Origin of the sequence: Plantibacter auratus (assembly GCF_050587365.1) — a bacterium.
Classification (GTDB): domain Bacteria; phylum Actinomycetota; class Actinomycetes; order Actinomycetales; family Microbacteriaceae; genus Plantibacter; species Plantibacter auratus.
This window is the reverse complement of the sequence record NZ_JBOBFV010000001.1, coordinates 311,417-331,827: the sequence shown is the minus strand read 5'-3', so window position 1 is coordinate 331,827 and position 20,411 is coordinate 311,417. Positions and strand designations below refer to the sequence as shown.

At 68.9% G+C, this 20,411-nt stretch carries 19 protein-coding genes and 7 tRNA genes; 20 read left to right on the top strand and 6 right to left on the bottom strand.

Features of this window, described 5'->3' with window-relative positions:
• Positions 1-34: 34 nt before the first annotated feature.
• On the bottom strand, positions 35-1,177 hold the full coding sequence (locus ACQ3HE_RS01580) for a glycosyltransferase (RefSeq protein WP_430890986.1): 1,143 nt from the start codon (positions 1,175-1,177) through the stop codon (positions 35-37).
• Positions 1,174-2,310 carry a glycosyltransferase gene (locus tag ACQ3HE_RS01575; RefSeq protein ID WP_430890985.1) on the bottom strand — a complete coding sequence of 379 codons (1,137 nt, stop codon included), beginning with the start codon at positions 2,308-2,310 and terminating at the stop codon, positions 1,174-1,176. Before ACQ3HE_RS01575 ends, ACQ3HE_RS01580 begins: the two co-directional genes overlap by 4 nt.
• 133 nt (positions 2,311-2,443) lie before the next feature.
• Between ACQ3HE_RS01575 and ACQ3HE_RS01570 the strand changes: the two genes are divergently transcribed.
• Complete coding sequence (locus ACQ3HE_RS01570; protein WP_430890983.1) at positions 2,444-3,502, top strand: hypothetical protein; 1,059 nt, start codon at positions 2,444-2,446, stop codon at positions 3,500-3,502.
• Positions 3,503-3,576: 74 nt separating this feature from the next.
• Here ACQ3HE_RS01570 and ACQ3HE_RS01565 read toward each other — a convergent pair whose 3' ends face one another.
• On the bottom strand, positions 3,577-4,458 hold the full coding sequence (locus tag ACQ3HE_RS01565; protein ID WP_430890982.1) for an ADP-dependent NAD(P)H-hydrate dehydratase: 882 nt from the start codon (positions 4,456-4,458) through the stop codon (positions 3,577-3,579).
• On the bottom strand, positions 4,445-5,185 hold the full coding sequence (locus tag ACQ3HE_RS01560; RefSeq protein ID WP_430890980.1) for a histidine phosphatase family protein: 741 nt from the start codon (positions 5,183-5,185) through the stop codon (positions 4,445-4,447). Before ACQ3HE_RS01560 ends, ACQ3HE_RS01565 begins: the two co-directional genes overlap by 14 nt.
• A 165-nt stretch (positions 5,186-5,350) precedes the next feature.
• Between ACQ3HE_RS01560 and ACQ3HE_RS01555 the strand changes: the two genes are divergently transcribed.
• On the top strand, positions 5,351-6,991 hold the full coding sequence (locus ACQ3HE_RS01555) for an MFS transporter (RefSeq protein ID WP_430890978.1): 1,641 nt from the start codon (positions 5,351-5,353) through the stop codon (positions 6,989-6,991).
• Positions 6,992-7,036: 45 nt separating this feature from the next.
• Here ACQ3HE_RS01555 and ACQ3HE_RS01550 read toward each other — a convergent pair.
• Positions 7,037-7,109, bottom strand: a tRNA-Val gene (locus tag ACQ3HE_RS01550).
• A gap of 168 nt (positions 7,110-7,277) precedes the next feature.
• On the opposite strand from ACQ3HE_RS01550, the gene ACQ3HE_RS01545 reads away from it, so the two are divergent.
• The 7 genes from ACQ3HE_RS01545 (at position 7,278) to ACQ3HE_RS01515 (ending at position 8,769) form a co-directional block, all read left to right on the top strand.
• Positions 7,278-7,349: transfer RNA gene (locus ACQ3HE_RS01545), tRNA-Gly, on the top strand.
• A 60-nt stretch (positions 7,350-7,409) separates the two neighbouring features.
• Positions 7,410-7,480, top strand: a tRNA-Cys gene (locus tag ACQ3HE_RS01540).
• Between the two features lie 59 nt (positions 7,481-7,539).
• Positions 7,540-7,614 (top strand) — tRNA-Val (locus tag ACQ3HE_RS01535).
• A gap of 139 nt (positions 7,615-7,753) precedes the next feature.
• The gene (locus ACQ3HE_RS01530; protein ID WP_430890976.1) at positions 7,754-8,293 is read left to right on the top strand and encodes a hypothetical protein; all 540 of its coding nucleotides are present in this window, start codon (positions 7,754-7,756) and stop codon (positions 8,291-8,293) included.
• Between the two features lie 184 nt (positions 8,294-8,477).
• Positions 8,478-8,549, top strand: a tRNA-Gly gene (locus tag ACQ3HE_RS01525).
• A 56-nt stretch (positions 8,550-8,605) separates the two neighbouring features.
• Positions 8,606-8,676: transfer RNA gene (locus tag ACQ3HE_RS01520), tRNA-Cys, on the top strand.
• 21 nt (positions 8,677-8,697) lie between these two features.
• Positions 8,698-8,769: transfer RNA gene (locus ACQ3HE_RS01515), tRNA-Val, on the top strand.
• 96 nt (positions 8,770-8,865) lie between these two features.
• On the opposite strand, the gene ACQ3HE_RS01510 is transcribed toward ACQ3HE_RS01515, so the two are convergent.
• Positions 8,866-9,549 carry a lysoplasmalogenase gene (locus tag ACQ3HE_RS01510; protein WP_159878777.1) on the bottom strand — a complete coding sequence of 228 codons (684 nt, stop codon included), beginning with the start codon at positions 9,547-9,549 and terminating at the stop codon, positions 8,866-8,868.
• Between the two features lie 193 nt (positions 9,550-9,742).
• Between ACQ3HE_RS01510 and thrS the strand changes: the two genes are divergently transcribed.
• The 11 genes from thrS to secF all read left to right on the top strand — a co-directional run bounded on the left by thrS (position 9,743) and on the right by secF (position 20,406).
• Positions 9,743-11,665, top strand: a complete 1,923-nt coding sequence (gene thrS / locus ACQ3HE_RS01505) for a threonine--tRNA ligase (RefSeq protein WP_430891908.1) — start codon at positions 9,743-9,745, stop codon at positions 11,663-11,665.
• Positions 11,662-12,222 carry an HIT family protein gene (locus ACQ3HE_RS01500; RefSeq protein ID WP_079705911.1) on the top strand — a complete coding sequence of 187 codons (561 nt, stop codon included), beginning with the start codon at positions 11,662-11,664 and terminating at the stop codon, positions 12,220-12,222. Before thrS ends, ACQ3HE_RS01500 begins: the two co-directional genes overlap by 4 nt.
• A 98-nt stretch (positions 12,223-12,320) precedes the next feature.
• Positions 12,321-13,226 (top strand): pyridoxal 5'-phosphate synthase lyase subunit PdxS, encoded by a 906-nt coding sequence (gene pdxS / locus ACQ3HE_RS01495; protein ID WP_079705912.1) that lies wholly within the window; start codon positions 12,321-12,323, stop codon positions 13,224-13,226.
• A gap of 30 nt (positions 13,227-13,256) precedes the next feature.
• Positions 13,257-13,853, top strand: coding sequence for a pyridoxal 5'-phosphate synthase glutaminase subunit PdxT (gene pdxT / locus ACQ3HE_RS01490; protein WP_430890974.1), 597 nt, complete (start codon positions 13,257-13,259; stop codon positions 13,851-13,853).
• Positions 13,854-13,952: 99 nt separating this feature from the next.
• The gene (locus ACQ3HE_RS01485) at positions 13,953-14,714 is read left to right on the top strand and encodes a YebC/PmpR family DNA-binding transcriptional regulator (protein ID WP_079705914.1); all 762 of its coding nucleotides are present in this window, start codon (positions 13,953-13,955) and stop codon (positions 14,712-14,714) included.
• A 96-nt stretch (positions 14,715-14,810) separates the two neighbouring features.
• Positions 14,811-15,443, top strand: coding sequence for a crossover junction endodeoxyribonuclease RuvC (gene ruvC / locus ACQ3HE_RS01480; RefSeq protein WP_064293815.1), 633 nt, complete (start codon positions 14,811-14,813; stop codon positions 15,441-15,443).
• Entirely contained in the window at positions 15,440-16,066 is a 627-nt protein-coding gene (gene ruvA / locus ACQ3HE_RS01475; RefSeq protein ID WP_430890972.1) for a Holliday junction branch migration protein RuvA, read from the top strand. The genes ruvC and ruvA overlap by 4 nt, the downstream gene beginning before the upstream one ends.
• Positions 16,063-17,094, top strand: a complete 1,032-nt coding sequence (gene ruvB, locus ACQ3HE_RS01470) for a Holliday junction branch migration DNA helicase RuvB (RefSeq protein ID WP_430890970.1) — start codon at positions 16,063-16,065, stop codon at positions 17,092-17,094. Before ruvA ends, ruvB begins: the two co-directional genes overlap by 4 nt.
• 72 nt (positions 17,095-17,166) lie before the next feature.
• Positions 17,167-17,550, top strand: a complete 384-nt coding sequence (locus tag ACQ3HE_RS01465; protein WP_064293818.1) for a preprotein translocase subunit YajC — start codon at positions 17,167-17,169, stop codon at positions 17,548-17,550.
• 64 nt (positions 17,551-17,614) lie between these two features.
• Positions 17,615-19,366, top strand: coding sequence for a protein translocase subunit SecD (gene secD / locus ACQ3HE_RS01460; RefSeq protein WP_071260131.1), 1,752 nt, complete (start codon positions 17,615-17,617; stop codon positions 19,364-19,366).
• Positions 19,366-20,406, top strand: a complete 1,041-nt coding sequence (secF, locus tag ACQ3HE_RS01455) for a protein translocase subunit SecF (RefSeq protein ID WP_079705917.1) — start codon at positions 19,366-19,368, stop codon at positions 20,404-20,406. Before secD ends, secF begins: the two co-directional genes overlap by 1 nt.
• Positions 20,407-20,411 lie beyond the last annotated feature (5 nt).

The following is a 20,411-nucleotide window of genomic DNA, read 5'->3' as shown; positions in this document are numbered from 1 at the left end:
CCGTGGTGATGCACGTACCAACCGATGCGGGGCCTCACGAGCTGAACTCGTCGACGCGACCGGAACCGAGCTCGGGCGAGTCGCCGAGGAGCGCGGCGAAGTGCTCCTCGAGCCGGCCCACCCTGGCGTCGAGCGAGAACCGCGCGAGGGCGGATGCCCGGATCGAGGCGCGGAACCCTCGGTCGAGCTCCGACTGCCGGATCAACCCGTCCACGCGGTCCGCCATGGCCGCCAGGTCTCCTGGTGCGACGACCTGCATACCGACGCTCGCCTGGGCGATCTCGGGCACGCCGCCGACGGCGAAGCTGACCACCGGGGTCCCGGTCATCAGCGCCTCCGGTGCGACCAGACCGAACGGCTCGGCCCATGCCGGCGTCGAGACCGCTGCCGCGCTCCGCCCCACGAGCGTGGCGAGTCGCGTCGGGTCGAGCGGCCCGACATGTCGGACGTCACGTCCCAGCAGCGGCGACAGCACGCGCTCGGCGTACACCGGATCGCCCACGCGACCGGCGATGACGAGCCGTCGCCCCAGTCGACGGGCGACGTCGACCGCGAGGTGCGGAGCCTTCTCCGCGACGACCCGTCCGAACCACACGAGGTCGTCACCGCCTCGGCCGGCTCGCCAGGCATCGGGATCGATGCCGTTCAGGAGCACGTCGGACTCGACACCGGCCGTCGCCCAGGTGCGCTTCGTGAACTCGCTCACCGCCAGGAACCGGCTGCCGTCGGAACCGGCCCGGTTCGCGGCAGCGGCGACGGCCTCGTCGACCGGCGTGTGCAGGGTGGTGATCATGGGGACGCCCAACTCAGGTGCCAGTTCCACCGGGAGCGCGTCCAGGCAGTGGTTGGACACGACGTCGTATCGCCCTGGCCGAGCGGCGATCGCCTCGAGCGCGCGGCGCAACGCCGGGACGGATCGGGTCAGGTGACCTGGGGGATACCGCTCGTCGTCGGGGGAGGACCAGCGCGGCCACCGCAACTCCGGCAGTTCGAAGACGCTGCCGCGCTCGACGAAGTCGGACCCGCGGACGCCGATGAACGTCACCTCGTGACCTCGTGCGCGCAGTGCGGTGACCTCCGACCACACGGCGGACTCGAGCCCGCCGGCGTGCGGGCGACGGATGGGGAAGCGCAGCGGGGCGATGACGACGACGCGCAGTCGTGGACCGGCCGTCACGAGGCGCGCTCGGCGATGACGCGGCGGTACAGCTCGGCGTGTGCTGCTGCGCGGACGGCGTCGTCGACGTCGCGCCGGGCGCGGCGCTCGGCGACGGCCGCGCCCCGACCGGCCGAACCGGCTCGGGACGCGCCATCCGCTTCGAGGAGCTCGCCGACGGCACGCTCGAGCGACGCTCCGTCCCCGAGGTCGTACGCGGAGACCGTGTCGTCGGGATGCTGCTCGAGGTACGCTCCGATCCCGGACGGGACGGCGACGGACACGCCGAGATCCCAGCAGAGTTCGAGCCAACCCGAGTGCGTGCCGTGCCGGTACGGAAGGAGACAGACGTCCAGGCGGCTGAGTGTGATGGCGAGTCCGAGGTCGTCGAGACGCTCGTGCTCGATGAGCAGCGCGGCTTCCGATCTGCCGACAAGCCGTCGGACGGCCTCGCGTGCCTCCGGATCCCGGACCGCATGGTGCATCCGGACCTCTGCGACGACGTCCGCTCCACGGCGGCGCAGGCGTTCGACCGCGTCGATGAGGGTGGTGACGGCACCGACCGCATCGACATTGGGGCGCAGGTCCTTCAGGTGGACGCCGACCCGCGTCTCCGCCGACGGCAACACGAGCGGAACCGTGACGTCATCCGACAGGAGCGACGGGTGCGGGATCACGACGGCGTCGCGGCCCCAATGTTCCCGGATGCCGGCGGCGGCGCCAGGAGTCAGGGTGATCAGGGCGTCCGCTCCACGGACGAGCTCGTCGAGCTGCGCCTCGTATGCCCCCTGGTACTCCAGCTGCGGGTGCTCGAGGTCGTGCACCGTGTAGACGACCGACCAGCCGACCTCGTGCGCGGCCTCGAGGCACGCGGTCACGTGTCCGGGTGGGAACGACTCCGTGCCGAAGTGGATGTGCAGGAGATCGGCATCGGCGGCGTGGTCGCGGATCCAGCTCGGATCGAGGGCCACGGGGGGCCACCAGACGCCCGATGGCGCTCCCTCGACCGGCGGATCGTCCAGGACGTCGATCTCGGGTGAGGCGGAGACCCGGCCGACGTAGGGGTGCGCGGCCGGGATCGAGACGACACGGATCGGGCGAGACGTCGGGTCGGCGGCTCGAGCGGTGGCGTGCGGCGTCGCGGTCGACTGCATGGCGGGATCCCCTGTACGGATGCGGGCGCGAGACGCGCGGACGGGTCGGCGCGATGCGCGCGCCGTCCTCCGAACATAGGTCCGATGACGAGAGTGCCCGCGACCCTTGACGCAGGCCCCCCACTGCACCACCATGACGCAGGTGATCGCAGCCCCACCCCGTCTCCTCATGGTCGGCCCACAGCACCACGGCGTCGTCCAGTACGCGATCGACGTCGCCGACGCCGTGGTCGCCACGGACCCTCGCGCGGAACGCTTGGACGCCCCGACCCCGTCCGACGCCGTGCACCTGCTCGACGGCGTGGACCGAGCACACGTCCACGTCACCGACCGCCTGTTCGGTCGATCACCCGAGGAGGCGGCGGACGCCGTCGAGCGCCTCGCGGACGTCACCGAATTGACCGTCACCCTCCACGACATCCCGCAGACCTCGGACGGCAGGATGCTGGACCGCCGCATCGCCGCCTACGCCCGGTTCATCGCCGCCGCCCACGCGACGGCCGTCAACAGCCGGCACGAGCAGGCGCTCGCCGAGGAGTTCCTCGGGGTCAGTGCCTCGGTCGTTCCGTACGCCATCCCGCTCGGCTCCCGGATCGCATCCGCTCCGGCCACCGTGGACGATGCGTCGCAGCCCGGAGCGGTCCGTCCGCTCACCGTCCTCATCGCCGGGTTCATCTACCCGGGGAAGGGCCACGCAGCGGCGATCCAGGCGGCATCGAGAGCGGCGGAGGATCTCCGTGCCACCGGTCACCAGGTCGCCGACGTCGTCGTCCGTGCCATCGGCGGCCCCTCGGCCGGGCATGAAGCGGACGTGCTCGCCCTCGAAACGGAAGCGCGCGCCGTCGGTGTCTCGTTCGAGGTGACCGGGTATCTCGACGATGCGGCGTTCGCCGCGCAGATCTCCCGCCCTGGCATCCCGCTCGCCGCGCACGGCCATGTCTCCGCGTCACGCTCGATGCTCGACTGGGTCGAGGCAGGCCGCCGACCGCTCGTCGTCGACTCGCGCTATGCAGCGGAGATGGAGCAGCTGCGCCCGCAGACGATGGTCCGCTACGACCCGTCGACGCTTCACGCCGAGTTGGCCGCGGCCTGGCTGGATCCCTCCCGGACGCGCCTGCCCGCCGGTCGTAGCCTCCGCCCGGCGCTGCCGGACACTGCGCGTGCCTATCTCGACTGGTGGTCCGGACACTGACGGTCGCCGTGCGGTTCGGGCCCGCGTGGCACCGCGACAGACAGATGAGGGGTTGCCGAGCGGCCGGAGGGCGGTCAGCGAGCCTCGCCGGCGGCGTCTTCGAGCTCGCGGAGCAGCGTCGGGAACTCGTCTGGGATTTCACGGGCGAGGGCTCCGAGTGGGCCGATCCGATCGGCGAGCCGATCACCGGACGCGGCGTGCAGCACGGTACCCCAGCAGCTCGCCGCGAGCGGGGAGAGTCCGCGTGCCGCGAGCCCGGCGATCGCACCGGCCAGGACGTCACCGCTCCCCGCCGTCCCGAGGGCCGGACTCCCGCCGGGCGCGATGAAGTCCCGCTCACCGTCGGAGACCCTGCCCTGACAGCTGACGACGGCTCCGAACCGTCGCGCCAGCTCGAGCGCCGCCGTGTCCGGGTCGGCCTCGTCCACGTCGAGGAGGATCGCGGCCTCGGCCACGTTCGGAGTGAATGCAAGGCGGCCCTCCAGCCCCTTCGAGAAGTCGGGGGCGTGTGACAGGGCACCGAGCGCGAAGGCGTCGAGGACCACGACGGTGTCGGCGCCAAGGAGCGGGCGCACACCGTCGAGGAGTGCCACGGCTTCGTCCGCGTCGTCGAGGCCAGGACCGAGCAGCAGACAGTCGACGTCCAAGACGTCCTCGAGGCGGCCGACCTCGTCACCCCGGACGGCTCCGCCGCTGGTCTCCGCCAACCCGATCACGCCTGCCTCCGGGAAGGCGATCGCGAGTGGGGACGCTGCCGACGCACCGACCGCGAGCGTGATCCGACCCGCGCCGACCCTGAGAACGGCGAGGCCCGCCAAGGCGACCGCCCCGGGCGTCATCCGCGCGCCGCCGACGACGAGCACCGACCCACGATCGTCCTTCGACGATCCGGGATCGGGAAGTGGCCAGTCGGCGAGGACCTCGGGCGTGAGCGTGGTGGGGTCAGCTTCGGACATCGTTCGCCCCCGAGTGCTCGGTGACCGGAACCTGCGCCTGCTGGAGGTGCGCAGTCGCATTCGCCGCCCGCGCCTTCCACGCGCGTCCGTCGTGGACGAGGTGGGTGAAGGACGCGTTCGGCGTCGGACGGAGAGCGGCCTCCTCCAGGACGCGACGCTCGTCCCACCCCTCGCAGATGTAGCGGAAGAGCGAGATGACGGCGTCGTGACAGACCACCAGGGCCCGCGTGCAGTCGGTGTGCCGGTCCAGGTCGCCGATGAACGAGCGGAGGCGGAGGGCCACGTCCGTCCAGGCCTCACCTCCTGGCGGTCGATAGTAGAACTTGCCGAGGAACCGTCGTCGAGCGGCCTCTTCAGGGAACTCGGCGTCGACGCCGATCGAGGTGAAGGTGTCGAGGATACCGAGTTCACGATCACGCAGCCGCTCGTCGACGACAGGACGAAGCTCATCGGCGTCGAGCGCTGCGGCCCGAAGGGCGACCACGGCCGTCTCGTGCGCTCGCCGATAGGGCGAGCTGAACACGATGTCCGGCCGGTCGGCGGGTGTGAGGGCCGCGAGACGTCTCCCCACCGCAGCCGCCTGCTCGAGCCCGAGTGCCGAGAGCGGGACGTCGGCGTCACGGCTCGGAACGGCGATGCGGTGGGATTCCGAGCGATCGGCTTCGAGTGCGGCGACGTTCCCGGCGCTCTCACCGTGGCGGACGAGGATCAGTTCCGTGATGGCCATGGATCCACGGTAGCCAGCACGATTCGGCGGCCGCAGACCTTGACGATTCGACGATGATCCTCCATGGAGCGACGCCGGCGGCCGTCCACGCGACGGTGATGCACAGTTCGATGATTGCGACAAACCGACGATGCCCCGGTCGCGACGGCGTCCTATCGTTCGACCATGTCGTCACCCTCCGCAGTTCCATCGTCGCAACCGTCAGCATGGGCTCCCATGGCGATCACCGCCTTCAGGGTGCTGTGGTTCGCCCAGCTCGGGAGCAACATCGGCACCTGGATGCAGACCGTGGGGGCCCAGTGGGTCCTGGTCGAGGCCGCAGCCGGCGCAGCGGTCATCGCGCTCGTGCAGACCGCGAGCCTCGCGCCCGCCATCCTGGTCGCCCTGCCGGCAGGGGTCCTCGCCGACTCGCTCGACCGGCGACGGCTGCTCATCTGGGGGTCGTCGGCGAGTGCGGTCCTCGCGGCCGGACTCACCGTCGTGGCGTGGATCGGCGCGCTGTCGCCGTGGACGATCCTGGCCTTCACCTTCCTGCTCGGCATCACCTCCACCCTGACCTCACCCGCATGGCAGGCGATCCAGCCGGAGCTCGTGCCGCGCAACCTGATCGCAGCTTCGTCGGCGCTCGGTGGTGTCACCGTGAACGGAGCCCGCGCGGTCGGTCCCGCCCTGGCCGGCGTCGTCCTGTCGGCCTTCGGAGCCCCCGTCGTGTTCGGTGTCAACGCGCTGAGCTTCGTCGGGGCCGTGATCGCCCTCATCTGGTGGAAGCGGCCGGCGCAGACCGGTCTCGACGACCGCGAGCCGTTCGGGGCGGCGTTGCGAGCGGGGGTCCGGTACGTCGTGTCCGCGCACCTCGTCCGCCGGATCCTGCTGCGTTCCGCGCTCTTCGCCCTGCCGGCCAGCGCGCTCTGGGCGCTGCTGCCCCTCACCGCGAAGCGACTCCAACTCGACTCGAGCGGCTACGGCGTCCTGCTCGGCGCGCTCGGCGTCGGCGCGGTGCTGGGCATCTTCGCCCTGCCGCTCGCTCGCCGTCGGTTCTCAGACAACCTCGTCATCGCGGTGAGCGCGGTCCTCTTCGCGATGGGGTCGCTCGCAGCGGCTGTCCTGCCCGTCGTCCCGACGCTGGTGCTCCTGGTCCTCGCGGGGCTGGCCTGGATCGGCACGCTGACCGTGCTGAACGCCGCCCTGCAGCTCACCCTGCCGCAGTGGGTGCGATCGCGTGGCGCGTCGATCTACATCCTCGTCTTCATGGGGGCGATGGCCATCGGCTCGACCGGCTGGGGCATCGTGGCGCAGTGGCTCGGGACGTCGCTCGCCTACAGCGCTTCGGCCGTCCTGCTCCTGCTGGTGGCGGCCAGTGTGCGGGTGCTGCCCCTGCTCCCCGGAACAGGGGCCGTCGACCGCAGCATCTCGATGTCCTGGCCCACACCCACGCTCGTGTTCGAGCCACAGCCGACCGACGGGCCGGTCCTCGTGCAGATCTCCTACACGGTCCGTCCCGACTCGCTCGCCGCGTTCCAGAAGGCCATGGGCCATGTCGAGTCCTCTCGTCGCCGGACCGGTGCCTCGAGATGGGCCCTGTACCGGAGCGGCGAGGAGTCCGACGTGCAGTTGGAGACCTTCATGGTGCCGTCGTGGGGCGAGTTCCGACGACAGGAGACGCAGCGTCTGACCGGCCGCGACCGCGACATCCGCGCTGCAGCGCTGGCCCACGCCGACGGTGCACCCGTCGAACGACACTTCTTCCCGAGTGATGCCCGCCGGACCGGTTCTGCCAGGGCGGAACGTCCTGATCTCGCGGAGTGAGTCGCAGCCGTGGAGGTGGAACAACCCGGGCGATGGTGAATGATGTGGGCGATACCGGACTCGAACCGATGACCTCTTCCGTGTGAAGGAAGCGCGCTACCAACTGCGCCAATCGCCCGCAGGTCGTCCGCACCGGAGAGGTGCCGAACAGCCGCGAGTCACGATACTAGCCGATGCCGGGGGACGAACGCACATCCGCACCGCTGTCGACCCAGTATGCGCGCCGGTTTGAACATCGGTCCCGGTTTCGGCTAGAGTCGTTCGAGCACGCAGTGATGCGGGCAATGCGGATGTGGCGCAGTGGTAGCGCATCACCTTGCCAAGGTGAGGGTCGCGAGTTCGAATCTCGTCATCCGCTCGAGTGTCAGTGGTGTTGTTCCGGCAGGAATCCTACTCGGCAGTGTGTTCGGTCACACATGGTGGCGTGGCCGAGAGGCTAGGCAGCGGCCTGCAAAGCCGTCCACACGGGTTCGAATCCCGTCGCCACCTCACCTCAGCAACACAGTTCCACCAGCAACATCCCGGCGTCGTGTTCACACACGCCACCCGGGCGATTGGCGCAGCGGTAGCGCGCTTCCCTGACACGGAAGAGGTCACTGGTTCGATCCCAGTATCGCCCACCACAGAAAGCCCCCGGACCCCCGGGGGCTTTCGTCGTTCGAGCACGTGCAGGCAACGCAGGGGGACCATGCTTCAGCGAGTCATGGCGGAGACCACCGGGCCGCAACGGCGCTCGTCGCCATGGCGCGACGGACGTGTGGCATGAGCCGCATCGGCGATTGGTGGCGGTCAAGCAACGCGAAACCGCGACGGCATCCCACGGACCCGGGCCACGCCGCCGTCCCGTACCCGGCGCTCAGCCGGTCGGGCCGGGTGGCTTTCGCCCAGTGCGAGCAGTACCTCCTCCGTGAGATCGTCGAGGCCAGAGCGTGGGGACGACAGGTCGCCAGCCGCGGTGACACGCCCGACACCAACGGTTGGCTCGTCATGCCCGGTCGGACGCACTCCTCCCTGATGGACGACTCGAGGGGCATGGGGGCGATGCCGGCGGTGATGGACTCCGTTGTCCAGTGGCTCGCGGACGCCGGGGCGATCAGCCCACTCTCGGAACACACGCGGCGGGCCATCGCGGCATCGAACGCCGAGGAACGGCTCCGCGATCACCCGGAGTACCACCCTGACGGCGACGGCCGGCGCACCTGGGACGACGATGTCTGGGAGGTGGAGCCGATTCGGATGCTCCAGATCTACCCGCACCTCGCCGATGCGAACGACGACTGGAGCCAGCAGGCGCGCCGGTGAGTGGCTCCACCCACTGCCCAGCCACGGTACCGTCCCCCGCCTGGCCGACGCGCCGAGGAAGACGGAATTTCGGCCCGATTTTCCGCGGAACATCAAGGGTTGGGCCGACTCGCCCGCGCCGAGGTGTCAACGAGCGCCCTCAACATCGGCTAGAGTTTCCAAGCACCCGGAAACGGGATGCAATGCGGATGTGGCGCAGTGGTAGCGCATCACCTTGCCAAGGTGAGGGTCGCGAGTTCGAATCTCGTCATCCGCTCGAGTGTCAGTGAGAACGTGCAAGCGTTCCGCTCGACAGTGTGTTTCATCACACGTGGTGGCGTGGCCGAGAGGCTAGGCAGCGGCCTGCAAAGCCGTCCACACGGGTTCGAATCCCGTCGCCACCTCGCTGGCAACACCACTCACCTGGGCGATTGGCGCAGCGGTAGCGCGCTTCCCTGACACGGAAGAGGTCACTGGTTCGATCCCAGTATCGCCCACAGGAACACGAAGGGCCCGAGCGTACAGCTCGGGCCCTTCGTCGTTGCACAGACCACCTCTTGCGCAAATCACCCGTCGCACGCCCGAACGTCCGTTCAGACGGCGAGGACCGCCCGCTCTCGGCGACGCAGGACCTCCGCGACGCCCCACACGATGAGGCCTTGGCCCGCGGCGTACGTCGCCATGATGATCTCGTCTGCCGCCCAGATCGTCACTGCAGGCACGAAGCGGTCGAGCCCGATCAATGAGTCGGAGACGAGGAACAGCGCACCGCCCACGGCGATCGTCGGCGTCGTCATCGTGGAAGACGCTGCCATGGCCCCGATCACGACGGCATAGACGACGACCGCCGGATACAGCGCCCCCATGTCCTGCTGACTGAGGAGCGCGATGCCGGCGACGAGCCACACCAGGTACACGAGCGCCCAGACCGGCGGACGGTTCCTGATGCGCAGATGCCGCACGAAGAGCACGACATAGCCGGCCTGAGCGAGCATGAAGAACAGGATCCCCACGCCGAACGCGAGTTCACCCGGAACCATGAGGGCGACGTCGCCCAGCCAGCTGCAGAGGATCGCGACGAGCGCCGTGACCGCAGCGGCCGACAGTCGTCGAACCGACCACACGAGCGCCAGCGCGAGGACCAGCATGATGAACGGCTTGGTGAGGAGCGACAGCCACTCCTGACCGGAGGCGAGGGCGATGATGTGCACGAGCGCGACCACGGGCAGCGCGGCGAACAGCGCCGTCGCAGCCCTGCTCCTCTGCACAGCCGTCATCAGCGCCACCCCCGTCACGTCGTAGGCCTTCACTCTAGCGATGCGGCCGAGCACGAACCACGGCCGCCGACCGACGGCAGCGTCTCCTCGTCGTGGACGACGATAGGCTTGCACGGCCAAGGTTTCACCTGAGAAAGAGAGATCATCCGTGAGTGACGGGTTCGCACTGTTCACCGACCGATCCGTGGTCGCCATGCGCGTCAACGGCGAACTGAAGGACCTCGCCGCCACGGTGACGGAGACGGACGCCGTCGAGCCGGTGCACCTCGACTCGCCCGACGGTCTCAATATCCTCCGCCACTCCGCAGCCCACGTGCTCGCGCAGGCCGTGCAGCAGGTCGACCCGCACGCGAACCTCGGCATCGGCCCGCCGGTCACCGACGGCTTCTACTACGACTTCGACGTCGCCGCACCGTTCACGCCTGAGGCGCTCAAGGTGCTGCAGAAGACGATGGACCGCATCATCCGCCAGGGCCAGCGCTTCGTGCGACGCGTCGTCACCGAAGACGAGGCTCGCGAGGAGCTCGCGGGGGAGCCCTACAAGCTCGAGCTGATCGGCCTCAAGGGCGGATCGGCAGCCGACGACGAGAACGTCGAGGTGGGCGGCGCGGAGCTGACCATCTACGACAACGTCGACCCGAAGACGGGGGAGACGGTCTGGAAGGACCTCTGCCGCGGTCCACACCTGCCGAACACGCGCATGATCGGCAACGGCTGGGCCCTGACGCGTCTCGCCGCGGCGTACTGGCGGGGGAGCGAGAAGAACCCGCAGCTGCAGCGGATCTACGGCACCGCTTGGGCGACCAAGGATGAGCTGCGCGCCTACCAGACGCGGATCGAGGAGGCGGCCAAGCGTGACCACCGCAAGCTCGGTGCCGAGCTCGACCTCTTCAGTTTCCCCGAGGAGATCGGCTCGGGTCTCGCGGTGTTCCACCCCAAGGGCGGCATCATCCGCAACGAGATCGAGAACTACATGCGCGAGCGCCTGCTCGCTTCCGGCTACGAGCTGGTGAACACCCCGCACATCACGAAGGGGCACCTGTTCGAGGTCAGCCAGCACCTGGCCTGGTACAAGGACGGCATGTTCCCGGCGATGCACCTCGATCAGGAGGTCGACGCCGACGGTCACGTCACCCGCCAGGGGCAGGACTACTACCTGAAGCCCATGAACTGCCCGATGCACAACCTGATCTACCGGGCTCGGGGGCGCAGCTACCGCGAACTGCCGCTGCGGCTCGCCGAGTTCGGCACGGTCTACCGGTATGAGAAGAGCGGCACCCTCTCCGGGCTCACGCGCGTCCGTGGCCTCACGCAGGACGACGCCCACATCTACGTGACCGACGACCAGGTCAAGGACGAGGTCGGCCGCCAACTGCAGTTCGTCCTGGAGACCCTCCGCGGCTACGGTCTCGACGACTTCTACCTGGAGCTCTCGACGAAGGACCCCGACAAGTACGTCGGCACTGACGAGGTCTGGGACGAAGCGACCGAGACCCTCCGGCAGGTGGCGGTCGAGTCCGGTCTCGAGCTCGTCCTCGACCCCGCTGGCGCAGCCTTCTACGGTCCGAAGATCTCGGTGCAGGCGCGCGACGCGATCGGTCGGACGTGGCAGCTGTCCACCGTGCAGCTCGACTTCAACCTGCCCGAGTTGTTCGAGCTGGAGTACACGGCCGCGGACGGCACGCGCAAGCGTCCGGCGATGATCCACCGCGCCCTCCTCGGCTCGATCGAGCGCTTCTTCGCGATCCTGCTCGAGCACTACGCGGGTGCCTTCCCGGTGTGGCTCGCCCCTGTGCAGGTCGTCGGCATCCCCGTCTCCGAGCAGTACGAGGAGTTCCTCGGCGGAGTCGTCGCTGAGCTGCGCTCGTCCGGGGTCCGTGCAGAACTCGACGCCTCCGACGATCGGATGCAGAAGAAGATCCGCAACCACACCAAGGCGAAGACGCCGCTGCAGCTGATCGTGGGCGAGGAGGACCAGGCCAACGGCGCGGTGAGCTTCCGATTCCGCGACGGCTCTCAGGAGAACGGTGTCCCCGTCGCCGACGCTGTGCGCCGAATCCGCGCCGCCATCGCCGCGAAACTGCAGGTGAACACCGCAGCGGATCTGCCGGCATGACCCCGGGCACCGAACCGGAGTCGTTCGAGTCGATCGACACCTCCCACCTGGTGGGCGTCCCGGACGCGTTCCAGCGTCTCTGGACGCCCCACCGGATGGTCTACATCAAGCAGGGCCAGCCATCCGACGACGGTTGTCCGTTCTGTATCGCGCCGACGCTCGACGACGAGTCAGCGCTCATCGTGCATCGGGGCGAGCACGCCTTCGTGCTGCTGAACCTCTTCCCGTACAACTCCGGGCACCTGCTCGTCTGCCCGTACCGCCACGTCGCGATGTACGACGACGCGACGACGGAGGAGGTCGCCGAGATCGGTGCCCTGACGCAGACGGCGATGCGGGTCGTCCGGTCCGTCTCGAGGAACGACGGCTTCAACCTCGGCATGAACCAGGGTGCCGTGGCCGGCGCCGGGATCGCGGCGCACCTGCACCAGCACATCGTGCCGCGCTGGGCGACGGACGCCAACTTCTTCCCGATCATCGCCCAGACCAAGGCGCTCCCGCAGCTGCTCGGCGATGTCCGACAGGCGATCGCGGACGCCTGGCCGACCTCGGCCTGATCCGTCGTCGGCCGGTCCATCTGGACCGGTCCACCCAAGTCCAATTTCCGGCCTGTGGACGGAGCACCGTCAGGCCACCCGGCGGTACGCTCGCCATCATGACCGAGAGCAGCACGACCACTGGACAGCACGGCTCGAACCGCGTGAAGCGCGGACTCGCGGAGATGCTCAAGGGCGGCGTCATCATGGACGTCGTCACCGCCGAGCAGGCCCGTATCGCGGAGGACGCCGGGGCCGTCGCCGTGATGGCCCTCGAGCGCGTCCCGGCGGACATCCGGTCCCAGGGCGGCGTGGCTCGCATGAGCGATCCGGACCTCATCGAATCGATCATCGCCGAGGTGTCCATCCCCGTCATGGCGAAGGCTCGCATCGGACACTTCGTCGAAGCCCAGGTCCTCCAGGCACTCGACGTCGACTACATCGACGAGTCCGAGGTCCTGAGCCCGGCCGACTACGTGAACCACATCGACAAGTGGGGCTTCGACGTGCCGTTCGTGTGCGGCGCCACCAACCTGGGAGAGGCGCTGCGGCGTATCAACGAGGGTGCCGCGATGATCCGCTCGAAGGGTGAGGCCGGCACCGGCGACGTGTCCGAGGCGACGAAGCACATCCGCAAGATCCGCTCCGAGATCGCGCACCTGTCGTCGATGTCGAAGGACGAGCTGTACGTCGCGGCGAAGGAGCTCCAGGCCCCGTACGACCTCGTCGTGGAGATCGCCGAGACCGGCAAGCTCCCGGTCGTGTTGTTCACCGCCGGGGGTGTGGCGACGCCGGCGGACGCCGCGATGATGATGCAGCTGGGTGCCGACGGTGTGTTCGTCGGATCCGGCATCTTCAAGTCCGGCAACCCGGCTCAGCGGGCGGCGGCCGTCGTCAAGGCGACGACCTTCTTCGACGACCCTCAGGTCATCGCCGAGGTCTCCCGCGGTCTCGGTGAGGCGATGGTCGGCATCAACGTCGCCGACCTCGCGGCACCGCACCGCCTCGCCGAGCGTGGCTGGTAGCCCCGCGTCCGGCCTGAACCAGGTGACGTCGTGACCGGGGCGGCACGCGTCGGCGTCCTCGCCCTGCAAGGGGACTTCCGAGAGCACGCGGCCGTCCTCACCGGCCTCGGGGCGGACGTCAGCCTCATCAGGCGCCCCTCGGAACTGACCGGCATCGACGGACTCGTCCTGCCCGGCGGGGAGTCGAGCGTGATGGACAAGCTCGCTCGCTCCTTCGACCTCGCCGGACCGTTGCGCGAAGCGATCACCGCCGGGTTGCCCGTGTACGGCACCTGCGCCGGGCTCATCCTCTTGGCGGACCGGATCCTCGGCGGGATCGCCGGCCAGCAGAGTCTCGGCGGACTCGACGTCTCGGTCCGGCGCAACGCCTTCGGGTCGCAGCTCGACTCCTTCGAGACGGACCTGTCGATCCCGGTCCTCGGCGACCCGCCCGTGCACGCCGTGTTCATCCGCGCACCGGTGGTCGAAGCCGCCGGTCCGGCGGTGACACCCCTCGCCTCGCTGCCCGACGGTCGGATGGTCGCCGTCGAGCAGGGGAACCTGCTCGGCACGTCCTTCCACCCCGAGGTCACCGGCGACACCCGTTTCCACGCCTACTTCCTCGACAAGGTCGAGCGATCCCGCTGAAGCGCTGGCGCCCGATCCCGCGGCCCGTCCCGGCGTGATCGCGAGTTCCGGGCCGCTGGCCTAGACTGGTCAGGTTCTTTTCACGCAGTTAGGGAGCACATGTCCGGACACTCCAAGTGGGCGACGACCAAGCACAAGAAGGCGGTCATCGACGGCCGTCGCGCGAAGTCGTTCGCCAAGCTCATCAAGAACATCGAGGTCGCGGCCAAGATGGGCGGCGCAGACCTCGCGGGCAACCCGACGCTGCAGGACGCCATCCAGAAGGCGAAGAAGACCTCGGTCCCGAACGACAACATCGACCGCGCCGTCAAGCGCGGTGCCGGCCTCACCGGTGAGGTCGTCGACTACACCACGATCATGTACGAGGGCTACGGGCCGAACGGCGTCGCCCTGCTCGTCGAGTGCCTCACCGACAACAAGAACCGTGCAGCAGCCGATGTCCGGACGCTGATGTCCCGCAACGGCGGCACCATGGCCGACCCTGGCTCCGTCGCTTACAACTTCCAGCGCAAGGGCCTCATCGTCGTCCAGGCCGAGGGCACCACCGAGGACGACGTCCTCGGCGCCGTCCTCGATGCCGGCGCAGAAGAGGTGAACACCGAGGGCGAGACCTTCGAGGTCGTCACCGAGCCGAGCGACATGGTCGCGACCCGGACCGCCCTGCAAGAGGCCGGTATCGACTACGACTCCGCCGACGTCGCCTTCGTCCCGAACCTCAAGGTCGAGATCGACGCCGACACGGCGCGCAAGGTCTTCAAGCTCATCGACGCCCTCGAGGACAACGACGACGTCCAGAACATCTACAGCAACTTCGACCTCACCCCCGAGGTGCAGGCCGAGTTGGAGGCCGACGACGAGTAGTCCGGCGTCCGTGCCGAGCGGAGCTCGTTCGAACGGATGTACGACACTCCGTCCTCGCGGAGTGCTCGGCGCGTCGCCCGCGCTTAGGGTCGGAGCATGACTCTGCGCGTCCTCGGCATCGATCCCGGCCTGACCCGATGCGGGGTGGGGGTCGTCGACGTCCTGCCGGGACGGCAGGCCACGATGGTCGAGTACGGCGTCATCCGGACGGATGCGCACGCCCCACTCGAGCAGCGACTCCTCATGATCGCGCAGGGCATCGCCGAGGCGATCGAGCGCACCTCGCCGACCGCGATGGCCGTCGAGCGGGTGTTCGCGCAACACAACGTCCGGACGGTCATGGGCACCGCTCAGGCGAGTGGGCTCGCCCTGCACGCTGCGGCCGCGAACGGGATCCCCGTCGGCCTGCACACCCCGAGCGAGGTCAAGGCCGCGGTGACCGGCTACGGCCGGGCGGACAAGCTCCAGGTGCAGACCATGGTCGCGCGGATCCTCGGTCTCGACGAACTCCCGAAGCCCGCTGACGCCGCAGATGCGCTCGCGCTCGCGATCTGCCACGCCTGGCGACCAGTCGTGTCGACTGCGGCGACACCCGTCGGCGCACCTCCGCAGGGGAGTGGAGCACTCACCCCGGCCCAGCGTGCGTGGGCGGCTGCGGAACGCGGCGGCGCTCCGCGCGAGGCGGCCGTCCGGGCCCGGGCAGCGCGGAGCCCTAGGCTGGAAGCATGATCTCCTCCCTCCGCGGCACCGTCCTGAGCGCGGTCGGCAACCTCGTCGTGATCGAGGTGGGCGGCGTCGGATTCGCCGTCCAGGTCACGCCGGCCCATGCCCTCTCACTCCGGGTCGGCACCGAAGCACTCCTCTCGACGACACTGATCGTGCGGGAGGACTCGCTCTCCCTGTTCGGGTTCCGATCTGCCGAGGAGCTGTCCGTGTTCGAACTCCTGGTGAGCGTCACCGGGGTCGGCCCGAAGTCGGCACTCGGCGTCCTGGAGGCGCTGACGCCGGAGCAGGTCGCCGCCGCCATCTCCGCGGACGACGACGCCCCGTTCCGGAAGGTCTCCGGGATCGGGCCGAAGACGGCGAAGCTCATCACCGTCTCGCTCGCCGGAAAGCTCCGCGTCACCAGGACGACGCCAGAAGCTCCGGCGACCACCGTGAACGCGGCAGCGATCGCCGATCAGGTCGTGACGGCGCTCATCGGGCTCGGTTGGCCGGAGAAGACGGCGACGCAGGCGGTCGTCGAGGCCTCCGCCTCCGCGAGTGCGGACGACCTCTCGACCGTGCCGTCGCTCATCCGCCTGGCCCTCGGCAGACTCGGCCCGGCGCACGCCGGAGGCCGTACCTCGTGACGGACGCTCCAGAAGACCTCACCAATCCAGCCGCCGAGTCCGATGCGGAACTGGCGTTCGAGGGGGCGCTCCGTCCGCGGTCGCTCTCCGAGTTCGTCGGTCAGTCCAAGGCGCGCGGTCAGTTGCAACTCCTGATCACGGCGGCCGGGATGCAGAACCGCACCCCCGACCACATCCTGCTGGCCGGCCCTCCTGGACTCGGCAAGACGACCCTCGCGATCATCGTCGCGCACGAGACGGGGAAACCGCTCCGGCTCACGAGCGGCCCGGCCATCCAGCACGCCGGCGACCTCGCCGCGGTCTTGTCGTCGCTGACCCCGGGTGAGGTCCTCTTCATCGACGAGATCCACCGCATGGCCCGCCCTGCCGAGGAGATGTTGTACCTCGCCATGGAGGACTTCCGCATCGACATCATGGTGGGCAAGGGTGCCGGCGCGACGAGTATCCCCCTCGAGCTGGCGCCGTTCACCCTGGTCGGGGCGACCACCCGGTCCGGTCTGCTGCCGAACCCGCTCCGCGACCGCTTCGGGTTCACCGCCCACCTCGAGTTCTACGACGAGCCGGAACTGCAGCAGGTGCTGCACCGCACCGCCGACATGCTCGGGCTCGACATCGACGGTCGGGCCGTCGCCGAGATCGCCGGACGCTGTCGGGGTACGCCGCGCATCGCCAACCGACTCCTCCGCCGGGTCAGGGACTATGCACTCGTGCACGGTGGCCGCGCCGACCTGGAGACCGTCCAGGCCGCGCTCGAGCTCTACGACGTCGACGCCCTCGGTCTCGACCGACTCGACCGGTCGGTCATGGAGGGCATGCTCGACCGCTTCGCCGGAGGCCCGGTCGGGCTCAGCACGCTCGCGGTCTCGGTCGGCGAGGAAGCGGAGACGATCGAGTCCGTCGTCGAGCCGTTCCTCGTCCGGATCGGCCTCATCACGCGCACGCCACGGGGCCGCGTGGCGACCCCGGCCGCCTGGCGGCACTTCGGCAGAACACCTTCTCAGCATGGCTCGACCCTCGATGGCCTATAATTTCCCTTTGGCGGTGCGTTCCCAACGTCTCCCGCCCTCAATCTCCTCTGGAAGGTTCCCATCGTGGATGCAATGACCCTCGTCCTGTTCGGCCTCGCCGGCGTCATGATCGTGTTCATGATGGTGAGCAACAACAAGCGGAAGAAGCAAGCCGCGGAGACCGAGCAGAAGCTCGTCCCCGGCGCCGAGGTGCTCACCGGCTTCGGTGTCTACGGCACCCTCATCTCGATGGACCGCGACTCCCGCAAGGCCGATGTCGAGATCGCCCCCGGCGTCATCGTCACCATCGACCCGCGCTACGCGGGTGCGGTCGTCGCACCGACGGTCGCCGAGACCGCCGAGGAGGCCCCCGTCGTCGAGTCGATCCCCGACGACGCCTCCTCACTCGACCTCTCCAAGCCCGAATTCGGCCAGCGCGTCGAGGACACCTCGAAGCCGCAGAAGAGCGACGACTAGTCCCAACCCCTTCCCGGGTGGTGGCCGTCGTGCCACCGCCGGCAGAGAAAGCTGAGTTCCGAGTTTGGCAAAGTCGACTCCGGTCAAGAAAGCGTGGCGTTCGCTCACCTGGCTTGGCGTAATCCTCATCGGTTTGTTCGCGATCAACGCGGCCGGGGTCCTCTGGGGGAACAGCTCATGGGCGCCCAAGCTGGCCCTCGACCTCGAGGGCGGCACCCAGATCATCCTCGCGCCGAAGCTGGAGTCCGGCCAGACGGTCTCCAACGAGCAGCTGAACCAGGCCGTGGCGATCATCCGCCAGCGCGTCGACGCGTCCGGCGTGTCGGAGGCGGAGATCACGACGCAGGGTCAGAACGTCGTCGTCTCGATCCCGGGAACCCCCGACGAAGCGACGCTGAACCGCATCGAGAGCTCCGCGAAGCTCGAGTTCCGTCCGGTCCTCACCTCGCAGCAGCTGACTCCCGGTCAGCCGTCCAACACCTTCATCGGTGAGGACGGCGCCTCGACCCCGTATCCGACGCCGGATCCGGGCCTCGAGAGCACGCCGACCGCGTCGCCGACGAACGCGAGCGACCTGTCGCAGGTGACGCCCGCGCTGTACGCCGCCTTCCAGGCCTACGACTGCGCCGCGAACGCGGACTCGCTCGACGCCACCGCAGCGCCCGCTGCCGAGCCGCTCATCACGTGCGACGTCGACGGCACCTTCAAGTACGTCCTCGGCCCGGTCGAGGTGTCCGGAGAAGACCTGTCCGACGCGAGCGCCGGCATCAAGACGACGTCGTCAGGTGCCAGCACGGGCGAGTGGGCGGTGTACCCGGTCTTCAACGAGAAGGGCACCGCGCTCTTCGCCGACGTCACCGGCCGCCTGACCTCGCTGCAGAGCCCGCAGAACCAGTTCGCGATCGTGCTCGACGGCAATGTCATCTCCGCACCGCAGTCGCTCGCCGTCATCTCGGACGGCAAGCCGGAGATCAGCGGCTCCTTCACCGAGGAGTCCGCCAAGACCCTCGCCGACCAGCTCAAGTTCGGCGCCCTGCCGATCAGCTTCGTCGTGCAGAGCCAGGACACCATCTCGGCGACCCTCGGTTCGACGCAGTTGGAGAGCGGCCTCATCGCCGGTCTGATCGGGCTCATCCTGGTCGTCATCTACACGCTGTTCCAGTACCGGCTCCTCGGCACCGTGACCATCGCCTCGCTCGTCGCGGCAGCGGTGCTCACGTATGTGGTGATCCTGCTGATGTCCTGGCGTCAGGGCTTCCGGCTCTCCCTTGCCGGGATAGCAGGTCTCATCGTCGCGATCGGTTTCACCGCGGACTCGTTCATCGTGTACTTCGAACGCATCAAGGACGAACTCCGCGACGGCCGCGGTCTGGAGTCCGCCGTCGAAGCCGGCTGGAAGCGCGCGAAGCGCACCATCTACGCGGCGAAGGGTGTCAACCTCCTGTCCGCCGTTGTGCTGTACGTCCTCGCGATCGGCAACGTCCGCGGCTTCGCCCTCACCCTCGGCGTGACCACGATCATCGACGTCATCGTCGTGCTGCTGTTCACCCACCCGATGATGCAGCTCCTCGGCCAGACGAAGCTCTTCAACAGCGGCAAGCCGTTCACCGGTCTCGACCCGTCGGCGCTCGGCGCCATCTACCGCGGTCGTGCAGAGTTCCGGAAGCCCGTCTCGGTGCCCGGCGCCAAGGCCGCGTCCAGCAGCCGTGAGGCGGCCAAGCGCCAGACGATCGCCGAGCGCAAGCAGGCCGCCCTCGTCGGAGGCGGCTCCGACACCAGAGCAGACGATCTGCCGACCGATGGGAAGGACTCCTGATGGGTGCGTTCGCACGGTTCGGAAACGAGCTCTACACCGGGAAGCGCTCCTACGACTTCGTCGGCAAGCGCAAGATCTGGTACACGATCGCCATCGTCGCGGTCGTCCTCTCGGTGTTGATCCCGGTCGTCAAGGGCGGATTCAACTTCGGCATCGAGTTCCGCGGTGGTTCGCAGTTCCAGATCGCCGACGTCAAGAGCACCGATCAGACGCTGGCCGAAGACGCGGTCGCGTCCGTCGTCAGCGGCGCGACCACCCACGTGACCGTCGTGGGCGGCAACTCGGTCCGCGTGCAGACCGACCAGCTGAAGAACGACAAGGTCACCCAGCAGGTGTCGGCAGCCTTGGCCGAGGCCTACGGCGTCGAACAGTCCGACATCACGAGTTCGTTCATCGGCCCGTCATGGGGTCAGGACGTCTCCAAGCAGGCGATCGTCGGCCTCATCGTGTTCCTCGTGCTCGCGGCGATCCTCATGGCCCTGTACTTCCGCACCTGGAAGATGTCCGCGGCCGCGCTGCTCTCCCTCATGCACGACCTCATCATCACGGCCGGTGTCTACGCCGCGACCGGCTGGGAGATCACGCCGGCCGCCATGATCGGTTTCCTCACCATCCTCGGGTTCTCGCTGTACGACACCGTCGTGGTGTTCGACAAGATCCGCGAGAACACGACGCTCGACGCCGACGGCGCGGCCCGGACGTTCGGGGAGTCGGTCAACCTCGCGGTCAACCAGACCCTGGTGCGCTCGATCAACACCGGCGTGGTGGCGGCGCTCCCGGTCGCGGCGATCCTGTTCTTCGGTGCCTTCGTCCTCGGTGCCGACACGCTGCGCGACATCTCGCTCGCTCTGCTCGTCGGTATCCTCGTCGGCACGTACTCGACGATCTTCGTCGCCGCACCGCTCTACGCGAACTTCCGGCACAACGAGCCCCGCATCGCCAAGCACGACAAGCGCGTGCTGCAGGCGCGCGAGCGCGCTCAGACCTCGGATGACGCCGAGGGCGAACGCACGGAAGCAGACGCGCCGCTGGCGCGTTGACCCTG